Here is a 22,559-nt window from a genome sequence, read left to right on the forward strand (position 1 = left end):
GCGCCGCAGTAGCGGTTACGGCCGCAGCGGCGCTCGGTCTGGGGATGACCTCCCCGGCAATGGCCGCTCCAGTGACAGAGCACACCGATATGGGTGTGACCGGTGACCAGGTGTTCAAGCACCTCACCGAGCTCAGCGAGATCTCCGAGGCCAACAAGGAGGATGGATACCGCGCGCTCGGCACCAAGGGCTATGAAGAGGCCTCCGAGTACGTCGAAGGCGTCATGAAGGAAGCCGGCTTCGAGGTTGAGCGTCAGGAGTTCGATCTCCCGCGGCAGACCTTCGACGAGGTCAGCCTGAGCGTCAACGGCGTGGAGCAGAAGGACTTCGGCACGATCTCGAACGCCGAAGGCACCGAGGAGCCGCTCACGGACGTTCCGATGACGCTGCCAGCTGGTGCAGCTGACAACGCCGGGCTGGGCTGCTCCGGTGAGGCCTTCGGTGAGGACAATAAGAAAACCATCGTCCTCATCCAGCGCGGCGAATGCGCCTTCGGCGACAAGATCACCAACGCGAGCAAGGCCGGAGCGGCCGGCGTCATCATCTACAACAACCAAGATGGCGCCAGCAACTTCACCGCCGGCGATCGCGTCGAGGGCAATGCCCCCGCCGGTGCGCTGAGCAAGGCCGAGGGCGATGCCCTGGTCGAGAAGATCAAGGCCGTCGACCCGAAGGGCCCGGAGACCGCGGTCACAGCTGACATGACAGTCGAGACGACCTTCGAGACTGTCAAGACCTGGAACGTCATGGCCGAGACCAAGGCCGGCGACCCGGACAACGTGCAGATGATGGGCGCTCACCTCGACGGTGTGGCTGAGGGCCCGGGCGTCAACGACAACGCCTCCGGCGTGGCCGGGCTCCTCGCTGTTGCCGAGGGCATGGCCGGGCTCGACTACGAGGTCGACAACAAGGTCCGCTTCGGATTCTGGGGCGCAGAGGAAGTCGGCCTCGTCGGCTCGACCCACTACGTCAACGACCTCGCGCAGAACACCCCTGAAGAGCTCAAGAAGATCAAGGCGTACCTCAACTACGACATGATCGGCTCGGAGAACTACGTCGTCGGCACGCTTGACTCCGATGGTTCGGACGTGAAGATCCCGCCGGGTGTCAACGTTCCGGAGGGCTCGGCTGAGCTGGAGCAGATCTTCACCGACTTCTTCGATGCGAACGACCAGCCGCACATCGGCACCGAGTTCTCGGGCCGTTCGGACTACCAGGCCTTCATCGACAACGGCGTCCCGGTCTCCGGTCTGTTCTCCGGTGCCGACGGCATCAAGACCGAGGCTGACGTCGAGAAGTTCGGCGGCACCGCCGGCGTCAAGCGCGACCGCCACTACCACACGCCGGAAGACAACCTGGAGAACGTCAGCAAGGAATCGCTCGGCATCTTCGCACCGGCGATGGGCTTCGCAGCCCACACGCTCGCCTACAACCTCGAAGAGGAAGACGACGACAACGGCGATGACGACGGCGGCAAGGACGATGATGCTCCGGCTGAGCGCGGCCTGACCGTCAAGCCTGAGCAGATCTCCCCGGCTGACTTCGTCAACGAGGACAAGGGCGTCACCATCATGGCGGCCGGCTGCACCCCGGGCACCGAAGCCAAGCTGACCGTTGAGGCCCGCGGCATCGACGTCCTCAAGCACGAGGACACCGCCACCGCAGATGAGGACGGCAACGTCACCTTCGCCGTCCACGGCGTCAACGCCGATCGCCCGAACAGCTACGTCGGCACCTACGACGTCCGCGTTGCCTGCGACGGCGGCGACGACCTCACCGGCACCTTCACCGTCGGCGACGTCAAGGACGATGACGGCAAGGGCGGCGACGACAAGGGCAAGGACGACAAGGGCAAGCTGCCGCGCACCGGCAGCGAAGCCAGACCGCTCGTCTGGGGCGCTGCTACACTGCTGATCGCAGGCATCGGCATCACCGCTGCAACCCTGCGCCGGAAGTCCAGCCTCTGATCGGACACATGATGATCAGCTGAGATCCCTCAGCTGAGAGCACAGGGCCGGTGGCACACGCCACCGGCCCTGTTGCGTATTCACTCAGACTGCTTCGGCACAATAGTCGGGTGACTCCCAAGAAGCTCTTCACCACGTTCGCGATCGCCGAGGCCATCACCTGGACCCTGCTCATCGCCGGCATGATCCTCAAATACGTCACCCACACCACTGAACTCGGTGTGCGCATCGGCGGTGGCATCCACGGATTCGTGTTCCTCACCTACTGCGTCGTCACGGTGCTCATCGGCACCTCACAGCGGTGGAAGGCCGGGCAGATCGCCACCGGACTGCTCTCGGCGATCATCCCGTATGCCACGATCCCCTTCGAGATCCACGCCCGCCGGGTCGGCCTGCTTGACGGAACCTGGGAGCTGGGCGCCGGCACGCGCCAGCCGCGGAACTTCTTCGAAGGATGGTGCGACTGGGCGATCCGCCGCCCGTTCGCTGCTCTCGTCGTCGGCTTCCTCGGCGTCGCCTGTCTCTTCGGGGTGCTGCTGTTCCTCGGCCCGCCGATCCCCAAGGGCTGAGCGCCCCTCACTGCACACGAATGCGGCCGGCCACCGGGGAGGATCCCGGTGGCCGGCCGCTGTGTATGTCAGTCGGGCGTGATGGTGTATTCGGCGACGCGGAACTTCTCCAGCTGGCCCGGGTCGATCGTCACACCGAAACCGGGGCCTCTCGGCACATCGACGACACCGTCGTGCATGACGATCTCCTCGGTGATGTCCTCGTGGAAGAACCGCTTCGAACCGGACACATCACCCGGCAGCGTGAAGCCAGGTAGCGACGCCATCGCAGCATTCGCGGCGCGCCCCAGTCCGGTTTCGACCATGCCGCCGTGCCAGACGGCCACGCCGTGCGCGCGGCACAGATCGTGGATGCGCTTGGCTTCGATGTAGCCGCCCACCCGGCCGGGCTTGATGTTGATGACCGAGGTGGCGCCCAGGCTGATGGCATCGGCAGCCGCTTCTGCGGAGACGATCGACTCATCGAGGCACATCGGGGTGTCCATGAGCTTGGCCAGCTGGGCGTGCTGGCGGATGTCGGCCTCGCCGAGGGGCTGTTCGATGAGCAGCAGACCGTAGTCGTCGAGCTGCTTGAGGTGGTTGGCGGCGACGAGCGTGTAGGCGGCGTTCGCGTCGACCTGGAAGAGGAAGTCATCACCGAACTCGCGGCGCACCGCTGCTACCGGTTCGATGTCGGCACCGGGCTTGATCTTGAGCTTGATGCGCGCATACCCCTCATCGAGGTAGCCGCCGATCGCCTCGAGCAGTTCGGGGATCGAATCCTGGATGCCGACCGAGACGCCGGAGGGGATCTCGTTGACGACGCCGCCGAGGTAGTCCTTGAAGGACAGGTTCTGCACCTTCAGCTGCGCTTCGATGACGGCCATCTCCAACGCCGACTTGGCCATCGGGTGGCCGATGATGTGGCGCAGGTGCCAGCCGACGGTCTCAGCGGTGAGGTTCTCGACACGGAACAGCGCCGGTGCCAGCCAGTCGCGGGTGACGGCGATGCCGCCTGCGGTGTACTCATCGGAGTACAGCGGCCCGACCATCGCGACCGACTCACCCCAGCCGGTGACCTCGCCGCTGCCGGTGTCGAAGCGCGCCTCGACGAGGTAGCAGTCCTTCTCCGTCTCCTTCATGAACGAGGTGGTGAAGGGGCTGACGAGCGGCAGCCGGATCTGGTGGAGGGTCAGCGAGGTCAGTTTCATGGCAGGCTCCCGTGCGGCGTGGCGGCAGATGGTACGGCCACCATAGCAATGGAGTGTGATGCCGGTCGCAGGCCGGTCCCGAGGTGGTGGTTCAGTCGGCGAGCTGGTCGGCGATGAGGGCTGCCAGCAGTGCCGTGCGCGGCGGGATCTCGGAGATGATCGCATGCTCGTGCTCGGCATGCGCGCCATCGCCGACGGCCCCGAGGCCGTCGAGGGTGGGGATGCCGTCTCCGGCGGTGAAGTTGCCGTCCGAGGCCCCGCCGACAGCGGTGCCGGTCGGCTCGGCGATGCCGATCTCACCGGCCAGCGCCACGGCCCGGTCGAAGAGGTGGGCTGCGGCGTCGCGTTCGAAGGGCGGCCGGTTGATCCCACCGGTGACCTCCACCTCGGCGCCGGGCATCTCAGCCTTCAAGGCCCGCATCTCCGAATCGATGCGCTCCTGCTCCGAGGTCAGCCGGGCGCGCACATCGACGTGGACCGTTGCCTTGGCTGGCACGGTGTTCGGAGTGGTGCCGGCGGTGATCGTCGTCGGCACGACGGTCGTGCCCTTCTCGTCATCGGCCATCTCGGCGATGAGCGGCATGAGGCGGGCGAGTTCGAGACCGGCGTTGACGCCCTTCTCCGGTTCCAATCCGGCGTGGGCGGCCTTGCCGTGGACGGTGACCTCGTAGTCCGAGGTGCCCTTGCGGGCGAGCTTGAGGGAGCCTGCGGCCGAGGCCTCCATGACGTAGACGGCCCGCGCGCCGGCGGCCTCGTCGCGGATGAGCTGGGAGGATGTCGTCGAGCCGAGCTCCTCGTCACCGGTGATGAGGATCGTGAGTCCATCGAGTGCTGAACTGTCTCCGGCCTGTTCGAGCAGCATCGCGGTGGCGTGGATGCTCATGATCGTGCCGGTGAGCATGTCGAAGCTGCCCGGCCCGCGCAGGATCCCGTCAGCGACGGAGAACGGCAGCCGCTCCAGCGTGCCGTGCGGCCACACGGTGTCCTGGTGATTCAGCAGCACCACCTTGACCGGCCCGGAACCGAACCGCAGGCGCAGGTGCGTCACCCCATCGATCTCCAGCACCTCGGGCGCGGTGCTCACCCGCTCCTCGATGAGCGCGGCGAGGTCACGGGCGCCGGCGGCGACCGCGGCGTGGTCCTCCGAGGGAGTCTCCAGGGTGATGACCCGCTCCAGATCGGTCAGCATCTGCGGCAGCCGCGCCTGGGCGACATCGGGCAGAGCGGCAAAGTCGACGGAGCGGTCAGTCATCAGGTCCTCAATTCCACACAGCGGCGTATCAGTCGGGACCATTGTATGCCGCAGGCCTGCCCAGGCGGGGATCCGGCACGTATCATTGGGTCATGGGAGATGACGTTTCGAGGCAGCGCTACTCGCCGGAGCAGCGGACGACGTACCGCGAGCAGCTCAACGCCGACTTGGAGACCTTCGACTCGTACCTGCAGGAGGCCGAGTTCTCCAGCCAGGGCACGATCGGGCTCGAACTCGAGCTCAACCTCGTCGATGCCGACATGCAGCCGGCGAAGGTGAACCACAAGGTGCTCGAATCGATCGACCACCCGGACTTCCAGTCCGAGATCGGCGCCTACAACATCGAGCTCAACCATCCCGTCCTCACCGTCCAGGGCGATGGGCTCAAGCAGCTGCAGGACGGTGTGCAGTCCCGCCTCGACATGGCCCATGCCGCAGCCGCGGAGCACGGCGCGAAGGTCGCGATGATCGGCACCCTGCCGACGCTAACGACTGAGTTCCTCGAAGACCCCAGCTGGGTCACCGATGAGAACCGGTACCGGGCGCTGAGCAATGCCGTCATCGACATGCGCGGTGAGCTTGTGCGCATCGAGATCCACGACCGCGAGTACTACCGGCACGACTTCACCGATGTCGCCCCCGAATCGAGCTGCACCTCGATGCAGCTGCACCTGCAGGTCCCGCCCAACCGGTTCGCCACCGCCTGGAACGCCTCGCAGGCGATGGCCGCAGCCCAGGTGGCGCTGAGCGCCAACGCCCCGCTGTTCGCCGGCTACAAGCTGTGGCATGAGAACCGCATCCCAGTCTTCACCCAGTCGATCGACACCCGCACCCCGGAGCTTGTCACCCAGGGGGTGCGCCCGCGGGTGTGGTTCGGCGAACGGTGGATCACCAGCGTGTTCGACCTGTTCGAGGAGAACGTCCGGTACTTCCCACCGATGCTGCCCGAAAGCCGGGAGGAATCCGGCACCCCGGTGATGCTCGGCAGCTCTCCGGCCCTGCACTACCTCAACCTGCACAACGGCACGGTGTGGCGCTGGAACCGGCCCATCTACGCTGCCGACGGCGATCTCGCCCATGTGCGGCTGGAGAACCGGCTGCTGCCGGCCGGGCCCACGGTCACCGACCTCGTGGCTGATGCCGCCTTCTACTACGGCGTGGTGAAGTACATGGGTGAGGAGAACCGGCCGGTGTGGTCACGGCTGTCGTTTCCCGATGCGGAGAAGAACTTCTTCGCCGCTGCCCGCTCCGGGCTGTACTCGCGGATCCTGTGGCCCAAGCTCGGCCGCGTCGACGTCGCCGACCTCATCCGCACCACGCTTGTGCCGCAGGCGCGCAAGGGCCTGCAGATGCTTGACGTCGATGCCGCGATCATCGACGAGTACATGGACATCATCGAAGCCCGCGCCCGCACCCGGCAGAACGGCGCGACCTGGCAGCTGCGCACGCTCATGGCGCTCAAACCGCGGCTGACCGAACCGGACACCGCCGAGCGCCGCGACGCACTCAAGCGACTGCTCGAGCTCTACATCCGCCACCAGTCCACCGGAGCCCCGGTGCACACCTGGCCGGTCGGCGACCAGTAGGCGACTGTGACCCGTTGGTCTCTCGCGCCTGTCGGGCCGGGATCGGCCGGGCATGGTATGAGAAGCTGGCGGTATGACACAGCGCAGCATCCACATCTCTGAGCGAGCCCAGACCGTCCGCCCGTTCGCCGTCATGGACATCGTCTCCCGTGTGGCTGAACTCAAGGCCGCCGGCGAGGACGTCATCTCCCTGTGCGTCGGCGAACCCGGCCAGGGCGCCCCGGCAGCCGTGCGCGAGCGGGCATCAGAGATCATGCGCGACGGCACCGACCTGGGCTATGTGCCGGTCACCGGCATCCGCGAGTTGCGCGAGGCGCTCTCGGGTCACTACCGCCGCTGGTACGACCTCGATGTGCCGGCCGACCGGTTCTTCGTCACCACCGGCTCCTCCGGCGGGTTCCTGCTCGCCTTCCTCGCCGCCTTCGACGCCGGCGACCGCGTCGCGCTCGCCCGGCCCGGTTATGCCGCCTACAAGAACATCCTCACCGCCCTCGGCTGCGAGGTCGTCGAACTCGACTGCGGCGTCGAGGAGCGCTTCCAGCCCACCGTCGAACTGCTCGAAGCCGCCCAAGCCGAGGCTCCGCTGCGCGGCCTCATGGTTGCCTCACCGGCCAACCCGACCGGCACGATGCTCGACCGCGACAGCCTCATCGCCTTGAGCCAGTGGTGCCGCGACAACGGCGTGCAGCTGATCTCCGATGAGATCTACCACGGCATCACCTTCCCCGGCACCCAGGCCACCGAATCCGGCAACCCCAACGGTGAGACCGCCATCGCCTACGACCCCGACGCCATCGTCATCTCCTCGTTCTCGAAGTACTGGGGCATGACCGGCTGGCGGCTCGGCTGGGCGATCATGCCCCCGGAGATCCACCAGGCCGCCGCCGGCTTAGCCGGCAACATCACCCTGTGCGCCCCCGTGCCGGCCCAGCACGCCGGAGTCGCCGCCTTCTCCGAAGCCGCCTATGCCGAGGGCGAGGCTGCCGTGGCCGGCTTCGCCGCCGCCCGCCAGTACGTCCTCGACGCCGTCGACGAACTCGGCTGGAAAGACCTCGCACCCTGCGACGGTGCCTTCTACATGTACGCCGATATCACCGATGTCCTCGGCCCCTACTCCACAGCCACCGAATGGTGCGCGGCACTTCTGGAGGAGGAGCGAGTCGCACTCTCACCCGGCCTCGACTTCGACAACGTCCACGGCGACGAGTGCGTGCGCCTGTCGCTGGCCGCCGGCCCCGACCAGATCTTCGCAGCCCTGACCCGCATCAGGGCCTTCACCGAACGGCTGCGCCATGCAGCCTGACGTCCCCGCAGCACCGAGGCGCCGGTGAGCCTGACCGACTCGCCAGCACTCGCCCGCCTCGGAGTGCTGACCGCCGCAGTCGGCCTCGGCTCGGCGGCGCTGCTGCTCATTCTCGCCCAGGCCACCCCCTCGACGGCGGCGTTCCTGCGCTGCGCGCTGGCGATCATCGCGCTCGCCCCCTTCGCCGTCGCCGAGGTGTCCCGCCGTGGTCTGCCCGGTCGCCGGACTGTGGGGGTCGCCGCAGCTGCCGGAGCGTTCCTCGGTCTGGACTACATCATGTGGGCCCAAAGCGTCTACGACGCCGGCGTCGGTGTCTCCACGGTGCTCATCAGCGTTCAGGTCGTCGTCTTCCCCGCTCTCGTGTGGCTGCTGCACCGTCAGCATCCCGGCCGGCTGTTCCTGTGGTGCATGCCGGTCATGCTCGTGGGCATGCTGCTGACCGGCGGCGCATTCGGCGTCGACCCCGGTGCAACCGCTCCCCTGCGCGGGGCGATTCTCGGGGTGCTCTCTGGTGTGCTCTACGGCGTCTACATCTACGGCACCTACCGCTGCCGAGTGCTCGACCCGGGCCTCATCGTCACCCCGGTGCTCGTCGCCACCACCTCGGCCGGCGCTGTCACCCTCATCGGCGGGCTCATCCTCGGCGGCTTCGACTTCGATCTGGGGGTCGGCGGCTGGGCGGCGATGGTCGGCCTGGCAGTGCTCGGTCAGGCCGGCGCATGGGGCCTGCTGGCGGTGTTCTCCACCCGCCTGCCGGTCACTGAGACCGCCTCGCTCATGCTCGCTCAGCCGATCACTGCGGTCCTGCTCGGCACGCTGCTCGCCGGAGAGCAGCTGGCGATCGGCCAGTGGGCCGGCATTGCGGTCGTCATCGCAGTGGTGTGGCTCGTCTCCGGGGGCATGCGCCTGCTGCGCACCCGCGGCCGGCGACCGGCGCGCTAGCTGCGCCTTTCCGCGCAGAACTCCTCGACAGGCCGGTGTGCCACGGTGCAGTGACGGATGCCGTATCGTGCTATGTCCTACTCTGGTCCCCCGACATGTCCGAGGTCGCCTGAGCAGCAATGAGCCCCGCTGAGGCTGGCCGCAGCGGGGCCTAAGCGTCGTATCGAAGGTGATGATGAGGGGGGCGGGAGGTGTTCAGCAGCGCACCGGCGATCAGAAGTGCTGTTCGGTTGCGTGGGTCATGGCGTCGACGATGATGTGTGCGACGTGGTCGTCTTTGAGCGAGTAGATCGCCTCGCGACCGACGCGGTTGACACTGACGAGGTGCAGTCCACGCAGCAGCTTGAGGTGCTGGGACACGAGCGGCTGGGACAGCGCCGTCTGCTCTACCACGCTCGAGACGGTCGTCGGACCGTGCGAGAGCACGAGCAGGATGCGCAGCCGAGACGGGGTTGCCAGGGCCTTGAACAGTTCTGCCGTGCGGCTGATCGTCAGATCATCGCGCACATTGGTGGGGACGTCGGTCAACGGTGTTTCGGAGACGTGGGGGTGGTCGTCGTGTGTGCGTCGGAGGGAATATGCGTCGGCTTCGTTGAGCATGGGAGGACTGTACCTTAGGACGACGGGCCGCAGGCGACGATGGTCGCATCGCGGTTGTTTTACTGGGAGATAGCCAAATTATCAGAAGATGCTGGATTCCCTGTGAGAGGCTTGAAAGCATTGAGCGGGAGCTCCCATATCTGGATGTGTCACGCTCAGCATGTGTGGATCGTCGCGGTCGACTCGACCGTGCTGTGATCCGCTCGACCGTGCTGTGAATCGACTGCGGGTTCTGCCGCTCACGCAGCAGAACCCGCACGTCTGATCGAGGCCCTGTCAGCTGGGCTGCCGGGGATCAGTGCTCGTCATAGTGGTCGCCGTGTTCGGCGTGCTTGTGTCCGTCGTGGATGTAGTCGTAGTGGTCGCCGTGCTGCACCCTCTCGTGGTTGCAGTCCGGGCCGCCGTGCTGGTGGTCTTCGACGGTGTGCTCAGCGATCTTGTGGTCTGCCATTGAATCCTCCTGGGGAGACGTTGCGAAAGTGCGACGCCGCCAGCATATCAACCCATGCGCATAAATGCATACTGCAGGCGGTATGCAACTCCGCGCATAAGTGACTGGGGTGGGGTCTGCAGAGCCAGCCGCGCAGTGCTCAGGGTGACGCGGTGACGGTGTCGTGGGACTCGAGGATCTCCTCGGCCAGCGACTGCCATCGGCCATAGGCGTGCGGGAAGCCCGAGCGCTGGACCGCTTGGGCGGCTTCGTTCGGGGTCATCGACTCCCAGCCGGAGATGTGCACCAGCCCCGGGTTGCGTCCCTTGGGATTGACGCCGTAGAAGGACTGCGCGGCCCACACCGGGTCCTGCACCTCCTCAGGTGTGCCCCAGCCCTGCGAGGGCCGCTGCTGGAACAGGCCGAGTGAGTCGCGGTCGCCGTAGTCGAGATTGCGCAGTGAGGACTCCTGCAGCGCGGTCATGAGCGCAATGACGATGGCGTCATCGGGCAGGTCGGCATCCCGGCCGACGCTGATGATCGTCTCGGCGTGCTCGAGCTGGCTGCTGTTGAGCCGGTCGACGTGGCTGAGCTCCCACTGGCGCACGATCGTCGGGCCGGTCACGCCCATCGCGCCGATTGCCCAGACGACGACGAACACCGCGGCGAGGATCGCTGCGGTGATGCTGAATCCGATGGCGGGGCCGATGAGCTGCGGTCGGCGGGTGGAGCTGGCCATGGCAGACATGCTAGCCCCTGCCCGGCGGATTTCGACACCCGCGTCGGCTGGGGGTGCGGTGCAAACTTCGTCACAGTCACGGACCCCGGTTGCAGGGGGGCACGACGAGAGCGGGCCCAGCTGCGCTCAGACCCGCTCCCATGTCGGTGCCGGTGGGACGGGCCCGGGATCAGAGGCCGTTGAGGCGGTAGGCTTCGAAGCCCTCCAGTCCGTTGTACGGGTAGCCGATCTCCCGGGCCACAGCTCCGGCGTCGCCGGCTTGTTCGAGACCGTGGTAGGCGGTCCGCTCAGCGTTGGCCCAGCCGTTGAAGATGGCGACATGGCCTGCAGCGCCGCCGGTGCCCGGGCCGCCGCGCATGAGCACGTCACCTGGCTGCAGGTCCTCCTTGGCGATCGGATGGGCGACGTCGACGAGCGTCACGGTGCTGAGGCTGTCGTCAAGTCCCCAGGCCATGGAGACGAATCCTGAGCAGTCGGTGCGGTAGTTCTTGCCGTTGATATCCGGGTAGTACGCGGACATGCTGTACGGCACGCCCTGGTCGACCCAGAACTGGGCGCGGTTGATGATCTCGGCCCGCCGGTCGTTTTCGGCGGTCTGCTCCTGGGCGGCTGCGGTGTCCGGTCCCGAGGCGGCGGTCGCCGGGGCGACGGCGATGCCGGCTGCGGCGATGGTCAGGGCAGCGGCGGTGGTGCCGATGCGTCGGACGGTGGGGGACAGAAGTGTGATCGACATGGTTTGCTCCGTTCGTCACAGGGTGTGTGGGGATGGTCGGTGCCGGAATGCGTCCGGGCGAGGGGAGTGGTGGGGGCGGGCTTCCTGAGGGTTCTGGGCTGCCCTCAGGAAGTCATCGGGTCACGAGGGGGTGACCGGTGGGGTCAGCGGACGACCGGCGGGGTCAGGGGATCGCCGGTGCGTCGCCGTGGGCGGCGAGCAGTTCGCGGGCCAGCGGCTCCCACTTGGCGTAGGCATCAGGGTAGGCCGAGCGCTGCACTGCCTGCGCGGCCTGGGTCGGGGCCATGCTCTCCCAGCCGTCGATCTGGATGAGGCCGGGGTTCGAGCCCTCGGGGTTGATGCCGTAGAAGGACTTCGAGGCGTAGACCGGGTCGGTCACCTGCTCGGGTGCACCCCAGCCCATCGACGGGCGCTGCTGGAACAGGCCGAGTGAGTCACGGTCGCCGTGGTCGAGGTTGTACATCGAGGATTCCTGCATTGCGGTCATGAGGGCGATGACGATGCCCTGGTCGGGCAGTGCGCCGCCGCGTCCGACACCGATGATGGTGCGGGCGTTGTCGATCTGTGTCTGGTCGAGGTCGGCCACGGTGGTGAATGCCTCCTGTCGCTGTTCGACCGGCGCCGCGGCCGGGTCGAAGCTCGGGGCGGCCATCGCCGGTGATCCCATGATCCCGCCGCCGAGGATACCGGCAGCGAGAGCGGTGGTCAGCAGTGTCTTGGAGAGTTTCATGATGGTGCTCTTTCAGGGGTTGATTGACTCTGTGCTGTGTCTGCTGAGCCCAGCTGCCCGGGTGAGGCTGACAGGAAGTCTGGGGGTGGTCTCCCGTCCCGGTCTCGGCGACGTGTTTAACAATCGCAACCGATTTGTGATCTCTCAAGGCCCCGAATCTGACTGCACCCTGATCATCGGCTGCACTGCGCGTGGGAATCCCGGCTTGCAGCTCCCATACCCACCTGCCGCATCCGGCGTGCACATGCGGACCGGCGCGGTCATTGAGCTCTCAACCATCGGGCTGGGTGCTTCAGCCAGGACAGATGAAAGAAACCTCCATGCGTCCGCACTGTGAGAGATCTTCAGCGACGTTGAAGCTAAGGTGGCCTCATCGCTTACGACCTTCGCGGAGCCTCTCTGCACGTTTGTCGTAGACGTTCGCGCCCTGTCCCGAGCGTCTCCCACCATCGTGCGGTGACAGCACAGCGGGCCCTGGCCGCAATCGGCCCAGGGCCCGCAGTGAGCGCAGTGCGGCTCAGGCCTCCCGCAGTGCGCTGCGCATGTTCTCCAGCACGTCGGGATCCTCGATCGTCGAGGGCACGACGACGTCCTCGCGGCCGTCGGCGATCTCGCGCATCGTTTTGCGCAGGATCTTGCCCGAACGGGTCTTCGGCAGCGCGGAGACGATGTCGACGCGCTTCATCGCCGCCACCGGGCCGATGTCCGAGCGGACCAGCGAGACGAGATCGGCCTTGACCTCCTCGTGGTCGGCATCGGGTCCGTCCTTGAGCACAACGAACGCGCGCGGGATCTGGCCCTTCGTCGCGTCGTAGACGCCGATGACCGCACATTCGGCCACAGCCGGGTGGGCGGCGATCGCGGCCTCCATGATGCCGGTCGACAGGCGGTGGCCGGCGACGTTGATGACGTCGTCGGTGCGGCCCATGACGTAGACGTAGCCGTCGGCGTCGATGAGCCCGCCGTCGCCGGTGAGGTAGTAGCCGTCGAAGGCCGAGAGATAGGAGGAGATGTAGCGCTCGTCATCCTCCCACACGGTGGCCATCGTTCCCGGCGGCATCGGCAGCCGGATGACGACGAGCCCGTCCTGACCGGCCGGCACCGGATTGCCGGCGGCGTCGAGGACCTCGACCTGGTAGCCGGGCACCGGCTTCGTCGGCGAACCGGCCTTGAGCGGGAAGGTGTGCAGGCCGATCGGGTTGGCGGCGATCGGCCAGCCGGTCTCGGTCTGCCACCAGTTGTCGATGACCGGGATGGACCGGCCGGTGGCCTCGGCGAGCTTCTCGGTCGTCCACTCATAGGTGTCCGGGTCGAGGCGCTCACCGGCCATGTACCAGGCCTTGAGCGAGGCCATGTCGTAGCGCTTCATCATCTCGCCGTCGGGGTCCTCCTTGCGGATGACGCGCATGGCGGTCGGGGCGGCGAAGAAGACGTCGACGTCGTGTTCGGCGACGATCCGGAAGAACGTCGAGGCATCCGGGGTGCCGATCGGCTTGCCTTCGAGCAGCACGGTCGTCACCCCGCCGATGAGCGGGGCGTAGACGATGTAGGAGTGGCCGACCACCCAGCCGACGTCTGAGGCGGTGAACATCGTGTCGCCGGGATGTAAGCCGAAGATGTTCGGCAGCGACCAGGCGAGTGCGGTCGCGTAGCTGCCGTCGCGCACGATTCCCTTGGGCTTGCCGGTGGTGCCGGAGGTGTAGAGCACGTAGAGCTCATCGGTGGAGGCGACCGGCGTGCACGGGGCGTGCTCGGTGGTCGCGGCGAGCAGCTGGGCATAGTCGAGGTCGCGGCCGTCGGTCAGCTCGCACTCGTGCTGCGGACGCTGGACGATGACGGTGAACTCCGGGTCCTCCTCGGCCTTCTCGATCGCGGCATCGAGAAGGGGCTTGTACTCAATCGTCCGGTTGCGTTCGATGCCGCAGGACGTCGAGATGATCGCCTTCGGGCGCAGGTCGTTCATCCGCACGGCCAGCTCGTTGGCGGAGAATCCGCCGAACACGACCGAGTGGATTGCGCCGAGCCGGGCGCAGGCGAGCATCGCGATGACCGCCTCGGGGATCATCGGCATGTAGATGACGACGGTGTCGCCCTTGCTGATGCCGCGCTCGGCCAGCGCCTGGGCGAACCGGGCGGTCTCATCGAGCAGATCGGCGTAGCTGTAGTGCTTGATCTGGTCGGTGACCGGGGAGTCGTAGATGAGCGCGGTATCAGACCCGCGGCCGCTGTCGACGTGCCGGTCGAGGGCGTTGTAGCAGACGTTGAGCTCACCGTCGGGAAACCAGCGGTAGATCGGGGCGCGCGAGCTGTCGAGGGCACGGGTCGGCTTCCTCACCCAGTCGATGAGCTCAGCGGCGTCGAGCCAGAAGCCCTCAGGATCCTCGGCGGCCCGGGCGAAGGCGCGGTCGTAGGGAGTGTCTGTTGGCTGCTGCGCCGTCGAGACGGCGCTGTCGGTGTGATCGCTCATACTCTATTGTTGCCTACAACACACCAGAGTTGAACAGCAGGTCCCCGAACTCCACGGCTCACCCTCAGGCAGGGCTGGGCGCCGTCGCCGAGGCGGTGGTCGGGTCTGCAGACACGTGCCGGTGCGCCGTCTCACCGGTGAAGGAGCTGGAGAAGGATGCGCTATGTCGTTGCCATGGCTTTGGCCGCGCTCGCGGTGCTCGGCGTCCACTGGGCGATCGGGCTCGGCACGCTGCCCCGCCCGTGGGGTGCGCTCGGCCTCGGCACCGTCGCCGGAGTCACGCTGGTGGCGACCCTCATCGTCTGGGAGATCATCAGCCCGAGTGAGGAGAACGCCGACCGCGACAAGCGCATCGCCGTCGAACAGGCCGCAAAGGACGAGCAGCGCGAACTGCGCCGCGCCCAGCGCGAGGCCGCCCGCAACGCCCGCCGCCGCGGCGAGCAGGCCGAACCGGGCGAACCGGGCACCCGGCGGCCGGACGGCACCGACTGAGACACCTCGTCAGCCGGTCACGGGTGTGTGCTGCAGAGCAGCCGGCTGACCGCCCAGCCAGACGATCGACCCAGCAGCCAGGTCCAGGTTCACAGGCGGCAGGGCAAAACCAGCCGGGTAGCCGGCGACGAGACCGGCGACGGTGAGTATCAGCGGCCTGCTGGTCTTGTCGCAGCGACGTGGGGAGCAGTGCCGCCGTAGTGGGCGGCGAGTTCGGCCAGGCCCTCGTCGATGCTCACCCTTGGCTGCCAGCCGAGGACTTCGCGGGTGCGGCGCTGGTCGAACCAGTGAGCGGTCGAGAGCTGTTCGGCGAGGAACCGGGTGAGCGGTGGCTCATCGGACAGCGTCTCGCGCAGGCGGGCGGCAGCCGATTCGGGCAGCCGGGCGGCCAGCGTGTCCTCGAAGCTGCCGGCAAGATCCCAGATCTTTTCGACGACGGTGCCGGCGGCCAGGGCGGCGGGCACGGGCACGCTGAGCTTCGGGCGGCAAGCCCCTCCGGCCAGGGCCATCTGGGTCATGAGCTCGCCGACCGGGCGCGGCTGTCCATTGGTGACGACGAGCGCCTCACCGTGATGGTGGTCGACGGCGGTGAGGCCGGCGACGATCGCGTCGACGGCATTGGCGATGTAGAGCGTGTCGATGAGCGCGGCCCCGGTGCCGAGCACCGGCATCCGACCGGCGCGGGCGCGGTCGATGATCCGCTCGGTCAGCTGCGTGTCACCGGGACCCCACATGAGGTGCGGACGCAGCACAAGCACCCGGAAGTCTGCACTGTCAGCAGCCAGGGCGAGCAGTTCGCCGTGGGCTTTGGTGCGGGCGTACTCGCCGCGGGCATGCTCCGGGTCAGCCGGGCCCGCGCCCTCACCGACGAGGGAGTCACCGGCATGGGCGACCGAGGGGGAGGAGATGTGCACGAACCGGCTCACGCCTGCATCCAGGGCCGCTGAGAGCAGTGTGCGGGTGCCTGCGATGTTGATCGCCTCGAAGTCGGCCGGGTCCCCGGTCATCGAGACCTTCGCGGCCAGGTGGACGACCGCCTGCTGGCCGGCCACCGCCTCGGCGACGGCGGCGGCATCAGTGATCGAGGCGGCGATGTCTCGGGCCCCACCGACCCCGGAAGGGCGGCGCTGCAGGGTCGTGATCGTGTGACCGGCGGAGGCCAGCGCGGCAGCGACTGAGGAGCCGAGCAGACCGGATGCGCCGGTGACGAGAATCTTCACTGTTCCTCCTGGTGAGCTGGCTGGTGCGATATGTGCTGGCCGGTCCCGAGGGGGTCGTCAGGGTGTGCGGATCGGCTCGCCGCCCAGCACGGCAGCGGCCCAGTCGGCCAGCCGGGAGCGATCGATCTTCGAGTTGTGGCGGATGTCGGTCGGGAACGACGGGGCGATGAGCACGGCGGCGACGTCCGAGCCGGTCACGGCGGCCACCTGAGCGCGCAGCCGCTGGGCGACCGGCAGCGGTGCCAGGCCAGGGGCCAGGGGTTCGCCGGATTCCGGGTCGCTGCCGGCTGCGGGTTCGAGCACGAGGACAAGTGCCTGTGTGCCGGTCGGTCCGACACCGACGGCCGCCGAGCGCAAGACTGCCGGGTCGCGGTCGGTCAGCGCTTCGATCCCGCCGGGGCCGAGCGACCCGGCCGGGGTGGTGATGATGTGCTGAAGGCGGCCTTCGATCCAGATGCGGCCAGCGGTGTCGATGTGGCCGATGTCGTTGGTGCGGTGCCAGCGCTGTCCGTCGAGCGTGTCGCGGCCGGCCTGCTGGTCGGTCGACCACAGCCGGTCGTAGCCGTCTCTGATGTGGGCGGCGGAGACGACGAATTCTCCGAGCACCTGCTGGGCGTCCGTCCCGGTCAGCAGCTCATCGGCAGACCGGCCGTCGGCGCCGATGGGGGCCAGGGCGAAGCGCACCCCGTCGATCGGGGTGCCGACGCACACGCCGCGCGCCGCCTGTGCACCTGGGCCCGCGTCATCGGTGCCGTCCGTGTCCTCGGTGCCCTCCGCCTCGGCGGCGGCCACTGCGTGCCGGTCGATATCGGCCAGCAGCAGCCCCTCGGTCATCCCGTAGGGGGAGTGGATCTCAGCGTGCGGGAAGACCTCTGCCACCTGGTTCATGAGCGACAGCGGCACCGGCGCTCCGGCCGAGAGCGCGAGCTCGACCCCGGCACAGGCGGCCCGCTGTGCCTCGGTGAGGTCGCCGGCCGTTGCGCAGACGTTGGTGTAGGCGGCAGGTGAGGCGAAGACCATCGTGCAGTCGGCCTCGGCGACGGCATCGGCCAGGGCCGCGGCGGTGAGCGTGCGCGGTTTCGTCACCGACATGTCCGGAGTCACGCTGGTGACCCCGAGGCCGGGGCCGAAGAGCGCGAACGGCGCGAACCCGGCGACCAGGCCGGCGCCTGGGCGCATGTCGAAGGTGCGGGTGAGCACGTCCATGAGGGCGGTGAGCTGGGCGTGGGTGTAGCGCACGCCCTTGGCCGGGCCGGTTGAGCCGGAGGTGAAGAGCACCGCGGCGAGATCCGCAGGTGCTGGGGTGCGCAGCGGCTCACCGGCGGCGAGGTGGGCGTGGCCTTCCCGGATGAGCTCGGTCAGCGAGGTCTCGACGCTCAAAGCCAGCCGCTCGGGGCCTGGCAGGGGGCTGATGGAGATCCGCCGGCCCGGCCAGCCGGCGGTGCGGGCCAGGGTGAGGCCGGGCAGTTCGCCGATGATCCACTGCGGGTCGGCAGACCGGATCGCCCGGGTCATCCCGGCCACCCCGAGGCCGGCGTCGGCGACGACGACGGTGCCGCCTGCCTTGAGCACACCGTAGGCGGCGGCGGTGAGGTTGTTGCCCGGGGTCACGAGCAGCGATACCCGGTCACCGGGCGCCAGGCCGCGGGCCTGCAATCCGGCTGCGATCCCGTCGACGACGCTGGAGAGCTGCCGCCAGCTCACCGACTGCGGCGGGTTCTGAGACATGTCGACCGAGGCGATCGCCTCGTCGTCGGCGCGTTCGGCCAGCGCGTCGTAGATCATCCGGGAGGTGGTCGGAGCAGCGGTGGCGGGCGCCTGGTCGTCGGCCGCTCCCGAGGCGCCCGTCGCCTCAGCAGTCCCGGTCGTCTGGGCGGGGGTGTCGAACTGGGCGGTGAGCCAGTCGAGGACGATGCCGGCGACATCGGCGTCTTCGCTGACGAGGTGGGAGGCCTTCTCACAGCGGTGGATATCCGCCTGGGGCAGGCGGTGGCGCAGATCGCGCAGGAACCGCTCCAAGAACACCGGGTCCTTCGGCCCCCAGATGAGCAGGGCCGGCAGGTCGATGCCGGCGATGTCGTCGCCGAGCCGCTGCAGCTCGGCATACGACGGGTGGGTTTCGACGGCCGGGATGTCAGCGACGAAAGCGCCGATCCCGCCGCGCAGCTCAGCCGTGCGGTACGGGTCGCGGAAGGCGTCCTTCTCCTCATCGCTCAGCGAGCCCTGGGCCAGGGCGAGGGTAGTGCGCAGGAACCAGTCGGTGCGCACCGTCGACAGCGGCAGCGTCGGACCGGCCAGAGCTGCCTGCAGGGGCGCCGGGATCGGTGTGCCCTCCGGCTGGGCGACGGCGGTGTTGAGGGAGACGACCGCGTCGATGCGGTCCTGATTGCGCGCCGCCCACGTCAGCGACAGCACCCCACCCCAGTCGTGGCCGAGGGTGACGGTGCGCTCGGTCGAGTACTCTGCGAGGAGCTCGGTGACAACGGCGTCGAAGTCCGCGACGCGTTCGGCGATGCGCCGGAAGCCAGGACCGTGGGTGGTCGGCAGGCCGGTGTGTGCGAGGCGTTCGGAGAATCCCATCTCCAGCTGGTCCGGAGCGATGACCCGCCAGACGGGACCCCCGCCTCGGGCACGGTCAAGGGAGGCGGCAGCCAGGTGGCGCCACAGGTAGGACCAGGTGGGGTTGCCGTGCAGAGCGAGGATCGTGCCGGCCGGTGCGAGCCCTTCGGCCTGCAGCGCCTGCAGGGTGTCGAGGACGTGGAAGGTGCGCTCGCCGTCGACTGTGCCGACGGTCACGAGGCGCGACCACTGCTCATCCCAGCCCGGCAGGTCCCCGGGCTTCTCGGCGGGGCGGGCCGGCAGGCCGGAGCTGCCAGGACGCAGGCTGAGGCCGGGCAGTCTCACCACTCGATCTCCGTCATCGCCGTGTTCAGGCCCGAGCCCACGCCCATGCACAGCACCCGGTCGCCGGCACTGAGCTCAGCGGCCTTGCGGGTGAGCGTGATCGGCAGGGAGGCCGGGCCGACGTTGCCGAGCTCCGGGTAGGTCTTCGGGATGCGGGTGGTGTCGAGGTCGACGGCCTTGGCGATCGAGTTCGTGTGGATGTCGGAGACCTGGTGCATGACGTAGGCGTCCATGTTCCGCCAGTCCCAGCCGTCGCCGTGGGCGGTGTGCCAGGCGGTGGTGACGAGCTCCATGCCGTTCTCCAGCAGGCCCTTGGCGTCGGTGAACATGCCGTCGTGGTCGCCGACGCACAGCTTGTGGTTCCACGTCGCCGCCCGGGTCACCCCGCCGAGGATCCGGTGGCCCTCCGGGTGCTTGTCGGCCGGTCCCAGCAGGGCGGCCGAGGCGCCGGAGCCCAAGGTGAGCGAGGCGAACTCGTTGAGGTATTCGGCCCGGGTGATCTCCGGGCGGGAGAGCCGCTCGATCGTCGACTCCTGCACGCGGGAGGCGTCCTCACCTGCGACGATGAGGGTGTAGTCGAGCTGGCCCGAATCGATCATCGTCGCAGCCAGGGTCATGCCGTTGACGAAGCCGAGGCAGGCGTTGGTGAGGTCGAAGTTCATCGCGTGCGGCTGCAGGCCGATGCCGTGGTGGACCGAGACGGCGACAGACGGTTCGAGGTTCTCGCGCGTGACCGAGGTGTTGATCATGAGCCCGACCTGATCGGGGGTGATCCCGGTGTCGGCAAGGACCTTGCGGCCGGCCTCAGCGGCACCGGTCGAGAAGTCCGAGGGGTGCTCCCAGTTGCGGCGGGCGTTGACCCCGGCGACGCGTTCGAGCAGGCCGTGGGGCAGTCCCAGACGCTCAAGGGTTCCGGCGAGTCGCTGGTCGAAGGAGGCCGAGGTGACCTCGACGGGAGCCGTCACCTCGGCGAGGCCGAGGAGTGCGACGTTGGAGTGCCGGAAAGTCGAATTGCCGTTCAAAGAAGGGTCCGTTTCACAGATTGCCGGTGCAGGAGTCTCCGACTCATCCTAATACCCAAGCTGACAAATACCTGCAACCGGCCGGGCCCGCCGTTCGGCGTCCTTGTGCGGCCAGGCGGCGATCCCGGTGCTGGCAGGGCACCTGGCCGGGACGGCTGCGCCCGCCGCGCCCGAGGCGGTGTGCGGCTGGGCCGTTGATGGCAAGGGGGCTTGTGGTCACCGGGGTGCCGGGGTGTGCGGTGAGGGGCGGATCGACGCTGCCTGCACAATCGGGCGTCCTGGATATTGCAGTCAGCGTCGAGGTTTCACCCGAATCATCGTCGTTGACTGCAATATCCACGCTCGTGCAATCAGCAGTCAGCAATCAGCAGTCAGCGCGAGAGGCTGGGGAGATGACTACGTTGAGCGGCAAGTGACCTTGTGTTCAGCGTGTACACAGGCGCAGAGGGCTTCGTTATGGTAATGGACGTGCGTGCCAATTCCCGACCCTTCTGGTTCTGGGCGATCCCGGTGAATATCCTCGTCATCGCCCTCATTGCGATCTTCATCCTCGTCATCGACGAGGACGATCAGCCTGCCCCGGTGGCTGAGCAGACTCAGCCGGCCGGCCAGGGAGGTGGTGCCGATCCCGGTGCCGATGCCTCGGGCCAGGCTGAAGGCGAATCCGACGGCGAGGTTCCCGGTGAGGCCCGGCGCGATGCCGAGGACCCGTTCGGTCTCGGCAACCCCGAGTCGCCGGTGGCGATGGTCGTCTTCACCGACTTTCAATGCCCGTTCTGCGCCAAGCACTCCGCCGAGGTCGAACCGCAGCTCATCGACCAGTACCTCAATGAGGCGAAGCTGCGCATCGAATGGCGCGACGTCGACTTCTTCGGCGAGGACTCCAACCGCGCCGCCCGCGCCGCGTGGGCGGCCGGCCAGCAGAACCAGTACATCGAGTTCCACCAGAGCCTGTTCGGCGACGGTGAGCCGCTCGACCCGGCTGACCTGACGCAGGAGAAGCTCACCGCCGCCGCGCAGGCGCTGAGCATGGACGTCGCGCAGTTCGAGCGCGACATGGAATTCGATGAGGCCTACCAGCACGTGCGCGACAACGCCGAAGAGGCCGCCGAGGTCGGTGCGTTCTCCACCCCGGCCTTCCTCATCAACGGACAGCCGATGTCCGGTGCGCAGCCGCTGGAGGAGTTCCAGAACGCCATCGAGACCGCAGAACAGGACAACCCATACGAAGCAGGAGGCGACTCATGACGATCGGCCTCACCGCAGCCTTCCTCGGCGGCGTGCTCGCTCTGCTGAGCCCGTGTGGGGCGCTGCTCATCCCGGCGTTCTTCGCCTTCACCGTCTCCGGCGGGTCGAAGCTCGTCGGCCGGGCGGCGATGTTCTTCATCGGCCTGCTCACGATCCTGCTGCCGATGGGTGCCGGCGCCGGATTCATCGGCGCGCTGCTGACCGCCCACCGCACCACCCTCATCATGGTCGCCAGCGTCCTGCTCATCATCTTCGGACTGCTGCAGATCTTCGGGCTCGGCTTCGACCTGGGCCGCTTCATGCCCGAGAGCCTGCGCAACCCCGGCGCCGGCAGCGGCGGCACCGCCTCGCTGCTGAGCGCCTATGTGCTCGGCATCGTCTCCGGTGTCGCCGGATTCTGCACCGGCCCGATCCTCGGTGCCGTGCTCACCCTGGCAGCCTCGGGCGGCAGCCCGCTGACCGGCATGTTCTACCTGTCGGTCTATGCGCTCGGCATCGCGGTGCCGGTGTTCGTCATCGCCGTCGTGTGGCAGAAGTTCGGCGCCAGCCGGATGTCGTGGCTGCGCGGCAGGACGATCACGATCGCCGGCCGGGACTTCCACACGACCTCGCTCATCTCCGGCATCGTCTTCATCGCCGTCGGCGTCATCTTCATGGCCACCAACGGCCTCGTCGGCGCCCCGGAGGTCATCTCCACCGCGACCGCCGGAGCGCTGCAGGAGGCGCTGCTCGCCTTCGACCGCGCGATCCCGGCCTGGGGCAGCATCCTCATCATCGCAGGCGTGCTCATCGCACTGTGGTTCCTCATCCTCTACCCGCTGACCGCCCCCGGCAGGAAGCTCGGCTTCGACCGTTCGGAACTGCCCGGTGGTGAGGACGGCGACCGCCTCGCCGACGGCGCCGCTGCGACCCATCCGGGTGAGGCTCCCGGCCCAGCGCGTGACCTCGCCGAGGCGGAGGGAACCTCCGCCGCCGAACCGGCCACCACCGCCTCGGAACCGGCCACCACCGCGTCGGGAGCGGATCAGGCCGCTGGCGACGGAGAGTTCCTCACCCGCCGGCAGCGCCGCGCAGCCGAACGCGCCGGACGGGGCTGAGCCCCGCTGAGCGCGCACTGCTCAGACCGGTGCGAACCGGATAGGCTGGTGGCACCTCACGTCCACGG

The 22,559-nt window shown here is 68.1% G+C and carries 19 protein-coding genes; 8 read left to right on the forward strand and 11 right to left on the reverse strand.

Annotated elements, in window-relative coordinates:
- Positions 1-71: 71 nt before the first annotated feature.
- Positions 72-1,967, forward strand: a complete 1,896-nt coding sequence (locus tag B4E96_RS10900) for a M20/M25/M40 family metallo-hydrolase (RefSeq protein WP_286957543.1) — start codon at positions 72-74, stop codon at positions 1,965-1,967.
- A gap of 110 nt (positions 1,968-2,077) precedes the next feature.
- Positions 2,078-2,536, forward strand: a complete 459-nt coding sequence (locus B4E96_RS10905; RefSeq protein ID WP_259846839.1) for a DUF3817 domain-containing protein — start codon at positions 2,078-2,080, stop codon at positions 2,534-2,536.
- Between the two features lie 68 nt (positions 2,537-2,604).
- Here B4E96_RS10905 and menC read toward each other — a convergent pair whose 3' ends face one another.
- Together menC and B4E96_RS10915 are read right to left on the reverse strand one after the other, a co-directional pair.
- A complete protein-coding gene (menC, locus tag B4E96_RS10910; protein ID WP_286957544.1) occupies positions 2,605-3,726 on the reverse strand; it encodes an o-succinylbenzoate synthase in 1,122 nt (373 codons plus the stop codon).
- Between the two features lie 91 nt (positions 3,727-3,817).
- Positions 3,818-4,978, reverse strand: coding sequence for a M20 family metallopeptidase (locus tag B4E96_RS10915; protein ID WP_286957545.1), 1,161 nt, complete (start codon positions 4,976-4,978; stop codon positions 3,818-3,820).
- A 92-nt stretch (positions 4,979-5,070) separates the two neighbouring features.
- On the opposite strand from B4E96_RS10915, the gene B4E96_RS10920 reads away from it, so the two are divergent.
- The 3 genes from B4E96_RS10920 to B4E96_RS10930 all read left to right on the forward strand — a co-directional run bounded on the left by B4E96_RS10920 (position 5,071) and on the right by B4E96_RS10930 (position 8,809).
- Positions 5,071-6,564 (forward strand): glutamate--cysteine ligase, encoded by a 1,494-nt coding sequence (locus B4E96_RS10920; protein ID WP_102162398.1) that lies wholly within the window; start codon positions 5,071-5,073, stop codon positions 6,562-6,564.
- A 73-nt stretch (positions 6,565-6,637) separates the two neighbouring features.
- Entirely contained in the window at positions 6,638-7,867 is a 1,230-nt protein-coding gene (locus B4E96_RS10925) for a pyridoxal phosphate-dependent aminotransferase (RefSeq protein WP_286957546.1), read from the forward strand.
- A 24-nt stretch (positions 7,868-7,891) separates the two neighbouring features.
- Positions 7,892-8,809: a DMT family transporter gene (locus tag B4E96_RS10930; RefSeq protein WP_165883905.1), complete on the forward strand. Its 918-nt coding sequence runs from the start codon at positions 7,892-7,894 to the stop codon at positions 8,807-8,809.
- Between the two features lie 213 nt (positions 8,810-9,022).
- On the opposite strand, the gene B4E96_RS10935 is transcribed toward B4E96_RS10930, so the two are convergent.
- From B4E96_RS10935 to B4E96_RS10960, 6 genes are all read right to left on the reverse strand, one after another.
- Complete coding sequence (locus tag B4E96_RS10935) at positions 9,023-9,409, reverse strand: metalloregulator ArsR/SmtB family transcription factor (protein WP_170273731.1); 387 nt, start codon at positions 9,407-9,409, stop codon at positions 9,023-9,025.
- A 295-nt stretch (positions 9,410-9,704) separates the two neighbouring features.
- Positions 9,705-9,860, reverse strand: coding sequence for a zinc transporter permease (locus B4E96_RS10940; protein WP_102162394.1), 156 nt, complete (start codon positions 9,858-9,860; stop codon positions 9,705-9,707).
- A gap of 139 nt (positions 9,861-9,999) precedes the next feature.
- The gene (locus B4E96_RS10945; protein WP_102162393.1) at positions 10,000-10,578 is read right to left on the reverse strand and encodes a peptidoglycan-binding protein; all 579 of its coding nucleotides are present in this window, start codon (positions 10,576-10,578) and stop codon (positions 10,000-10,002) included.
- Between the two features lie 169 nt (positions 10,579-10,747).
- Positions 10,748-11,311 carry a cell wall-associated hydrolase gene (locus tag B4E96_RS10950; RefSeq protein ID WP_286957547.1) on the reverse strand — a complete coding sequence of 188 codons (564 nt, stop codon included), beginning with the start codon at positions 11,309-11,311 and terminating at the stop codon, positions 10,748-10,750.
- Between the two features lie 163 nt (positions 11,312-11,474).
- Positions 11,475-12,041 carry a peptidoglycan-binding protein gene (locus tag B4E96_RS10955; protein ID WP_286957548.1) on the reverse strand — a complete coding sequence of 189 codons (567 nt, stop codon included), beginning with the start codon at positions 12,039-12,041 and terminating at the stop codon, positions 11,475-11,477.
- A 517-nt stretch (positions 12,042-12,558) separates the two neighbouring features.
- Positions 12,559-14,508, reverse strand: coding sequence for an acetate--CoA ligase (locus B4E96_RS10960; RefSeq protein ID WP_286957549.1), 1,950 nt, complete (start codon positions 14,506-14,508; stop codon positions 12,559-12,561).
- Between the two features lie 156 nt (positions 14,509-14,664).
- Between B4E96_RS10960 and B4E96_RS10965 the strand changes: the two genes are divergently transcribed.
- Positions 14,665-15,000, forward strand: a complete 336-nt coding sequence (locus tag B4E96_RS10965) for a hypothetical protein (protein WP_286957550.1) — start codon at positions 14,665-14,667, stop codon at positions 14,998-15,000.
- Between the two features lie 149 nt (positions 15,001-15,149).
- Here B4E96_RS10965 and B4E96_RS10970 read toward each other — a convergent pair whose 3' ends face one another.
- The 3 genes from B4E96_RS10970 to B4E96_RS10980 are packed head-to-tail and all read right to left on the reverse strand — an operon-like array spanning position 15,150 to position 20,146.
- The gene (locus tag B4E96_RS10970) at positions 15,150-16,220 is read right to left on the reverse strand and encodes an NAD-dependent epimerase/dehydratase family protein (protein ID WP_286957551.1); all 1,071 of its coding nucleotides are present in this window, start codon (positions 16,218-16,220) and stop codon (positions 15,150-15,152) included.
- A gap of 57 nt (positions 16,221-16,277) precedes the next feature.
- The gene (locus B4E96_RS10975) at positions 16,278-19,127 is read right to left on the reverse strand and encodes an alpha/beta fold hydrolase (RefSeq protein ID WP_286957552.1); all 2,850 of its coding nucleotides are present in this window, start codon (positions 19,125-19,127) and stop codon (positions 16,278-16,280) included.
- Positions 19,121-20,146 carry a 3-oxoacyl-ACP synthase III gene (locus B4E96_RS10980; protein WP_286957553.1) on the reverse strand — a complete coding sequence of 342 codons (1,026 nt, stop codon included), beginning with the start codon at positions 20,144-20,146 and terminating at the stop codon, positions 19,121-19,123. The genes B4E96_RS10975 and B4E96_RS10980 overlap by 7 nt, the downstream gene beginning before the upstream one ends.
- 468 nt (positions 20,147-20,614) lie before the next feature.
- On the opposite strand from B4E96_RS10980, the gene B4E96_RS10985 reads away from it, so the two are divergent.
- A complete protein-coding gene (locus B4E96_RS10985) occupies positions 20,615-21,394 on the forward strand; it encodes a DsbA family protein (protein ID WP_286957554.1) in 780 nt (259 codons plus the stop codon).
- Complete coding sequence (locus B4E96_RS10990) at positions 21,391-22,491, forward strand: cytochrome c biogenesis CcdA family protein (protein ID WP_286957555.1); 1,101 nt, start codon at positions 21,391-21,393, stop codon at positions 22,489-22,491. Before B4E96_RS10985 ends, B4E96_RS10990 begins: the two co-directional genes overlap by 4 nt.
- Positions 22,492-22,559: the final 68 nt, after the last annotated feature.

Origin of the sequence: Brevibacterium sp. UBA7493 (genome assembly GCF_002479565.1) — a bacterium.
GTDB classification, from domain to species: Bacteria; Actinomycetota; Actinomycetes; order Actinomycetales; family Brevibacteriaceae; genus Brevibacterium; species Brevibacterium luteolum.

Bases quoted from the DNA above. Each gene is read 5' to 3' on its own strand.
- menC (WP_286957544.1), bottom strand. From the start codon at position 3,726: ATGAAACTGACCTCGCTGACCCTCCACCAGATCCGGCTGCCGCTCGTC.
- B4E96_RS10915 (WP_286957545.1), bottom strand. From the start codon at position 4,978: ATGACTGACCGCTCCGTCGACTTTGCCGCTCTGCCCGATGTCGCCCAG.
- B4E96_RS10920 (WP_102162398.1), top strand. From the start codon at position 5,071: ATGGGAGATGACGTTTCGAGGCAGCGCTACTCGCCGGAGCAGCGGACG.
- B4E96_RS10925 (WP_286957546.1), top strand. From the start codon at position 6,638: ATGACACAGCGCAGCATCCACATCTCTGAGCGAGCCCAGACCGTCCGC.
- B4E96_RS10935 (WP_170273731.1), bottom strand. From the start codon at position 9,409: ATGCTCAACGAAGCCGACGCATATTCCCTCCGACGCACACACGACGAC.
- B4E96_RS10940 (WP_102162394.1), bottom strand. From the start codon at position 9,860: ATGGCAGACCACAAGATCGCTGAGCACACCGTCGAAGACCACCAGCAC.
- B4E96_RS10945 (WP_102162393.1), bottom strand. From the start codon at position 10,578: ATGGCCAGCTCCACCCGCCGACCGCAGCTCATCGGCCCCGCCATCGGA.
- B4E96_RS10950 (WP_286957547.1), bottom strand. From the start codon at position 11,311: ATGTCGATCACACTTCTGTCCCCCACCGTCCGACGCATCGGCACCACC.
- B4E96_RS10955 (WP_286957548.1), bottom strand. From the start codon at position 12,041: ATGAAACTCTCCAAGACACTGCTGACCACCGCTCTCGCTGCCGGTATC.
- B4E96_RS10960 (WP_286957549.1), bottom strand. From the start codon at position 14,508: ATGAGCGATCACACCGACAGCGCCGTCTCGACGGCGCAGCAGCCAACA.
- B4E96_RS10965 (WP_286957550.1), top strand. From the start codon at position 14,665: ATGCGCTATGTCGTTGCCATGGCTTTGGCCGCGCTCGCGGTGCTCGGC.
- B4E96_RS10990 (WP_286957555.1), top strand. From the start codon at position 21,391: ATGACGATCGGCCTCACCGCAGCCTTCCTCGGCGGCGTGCTCGCTCTG.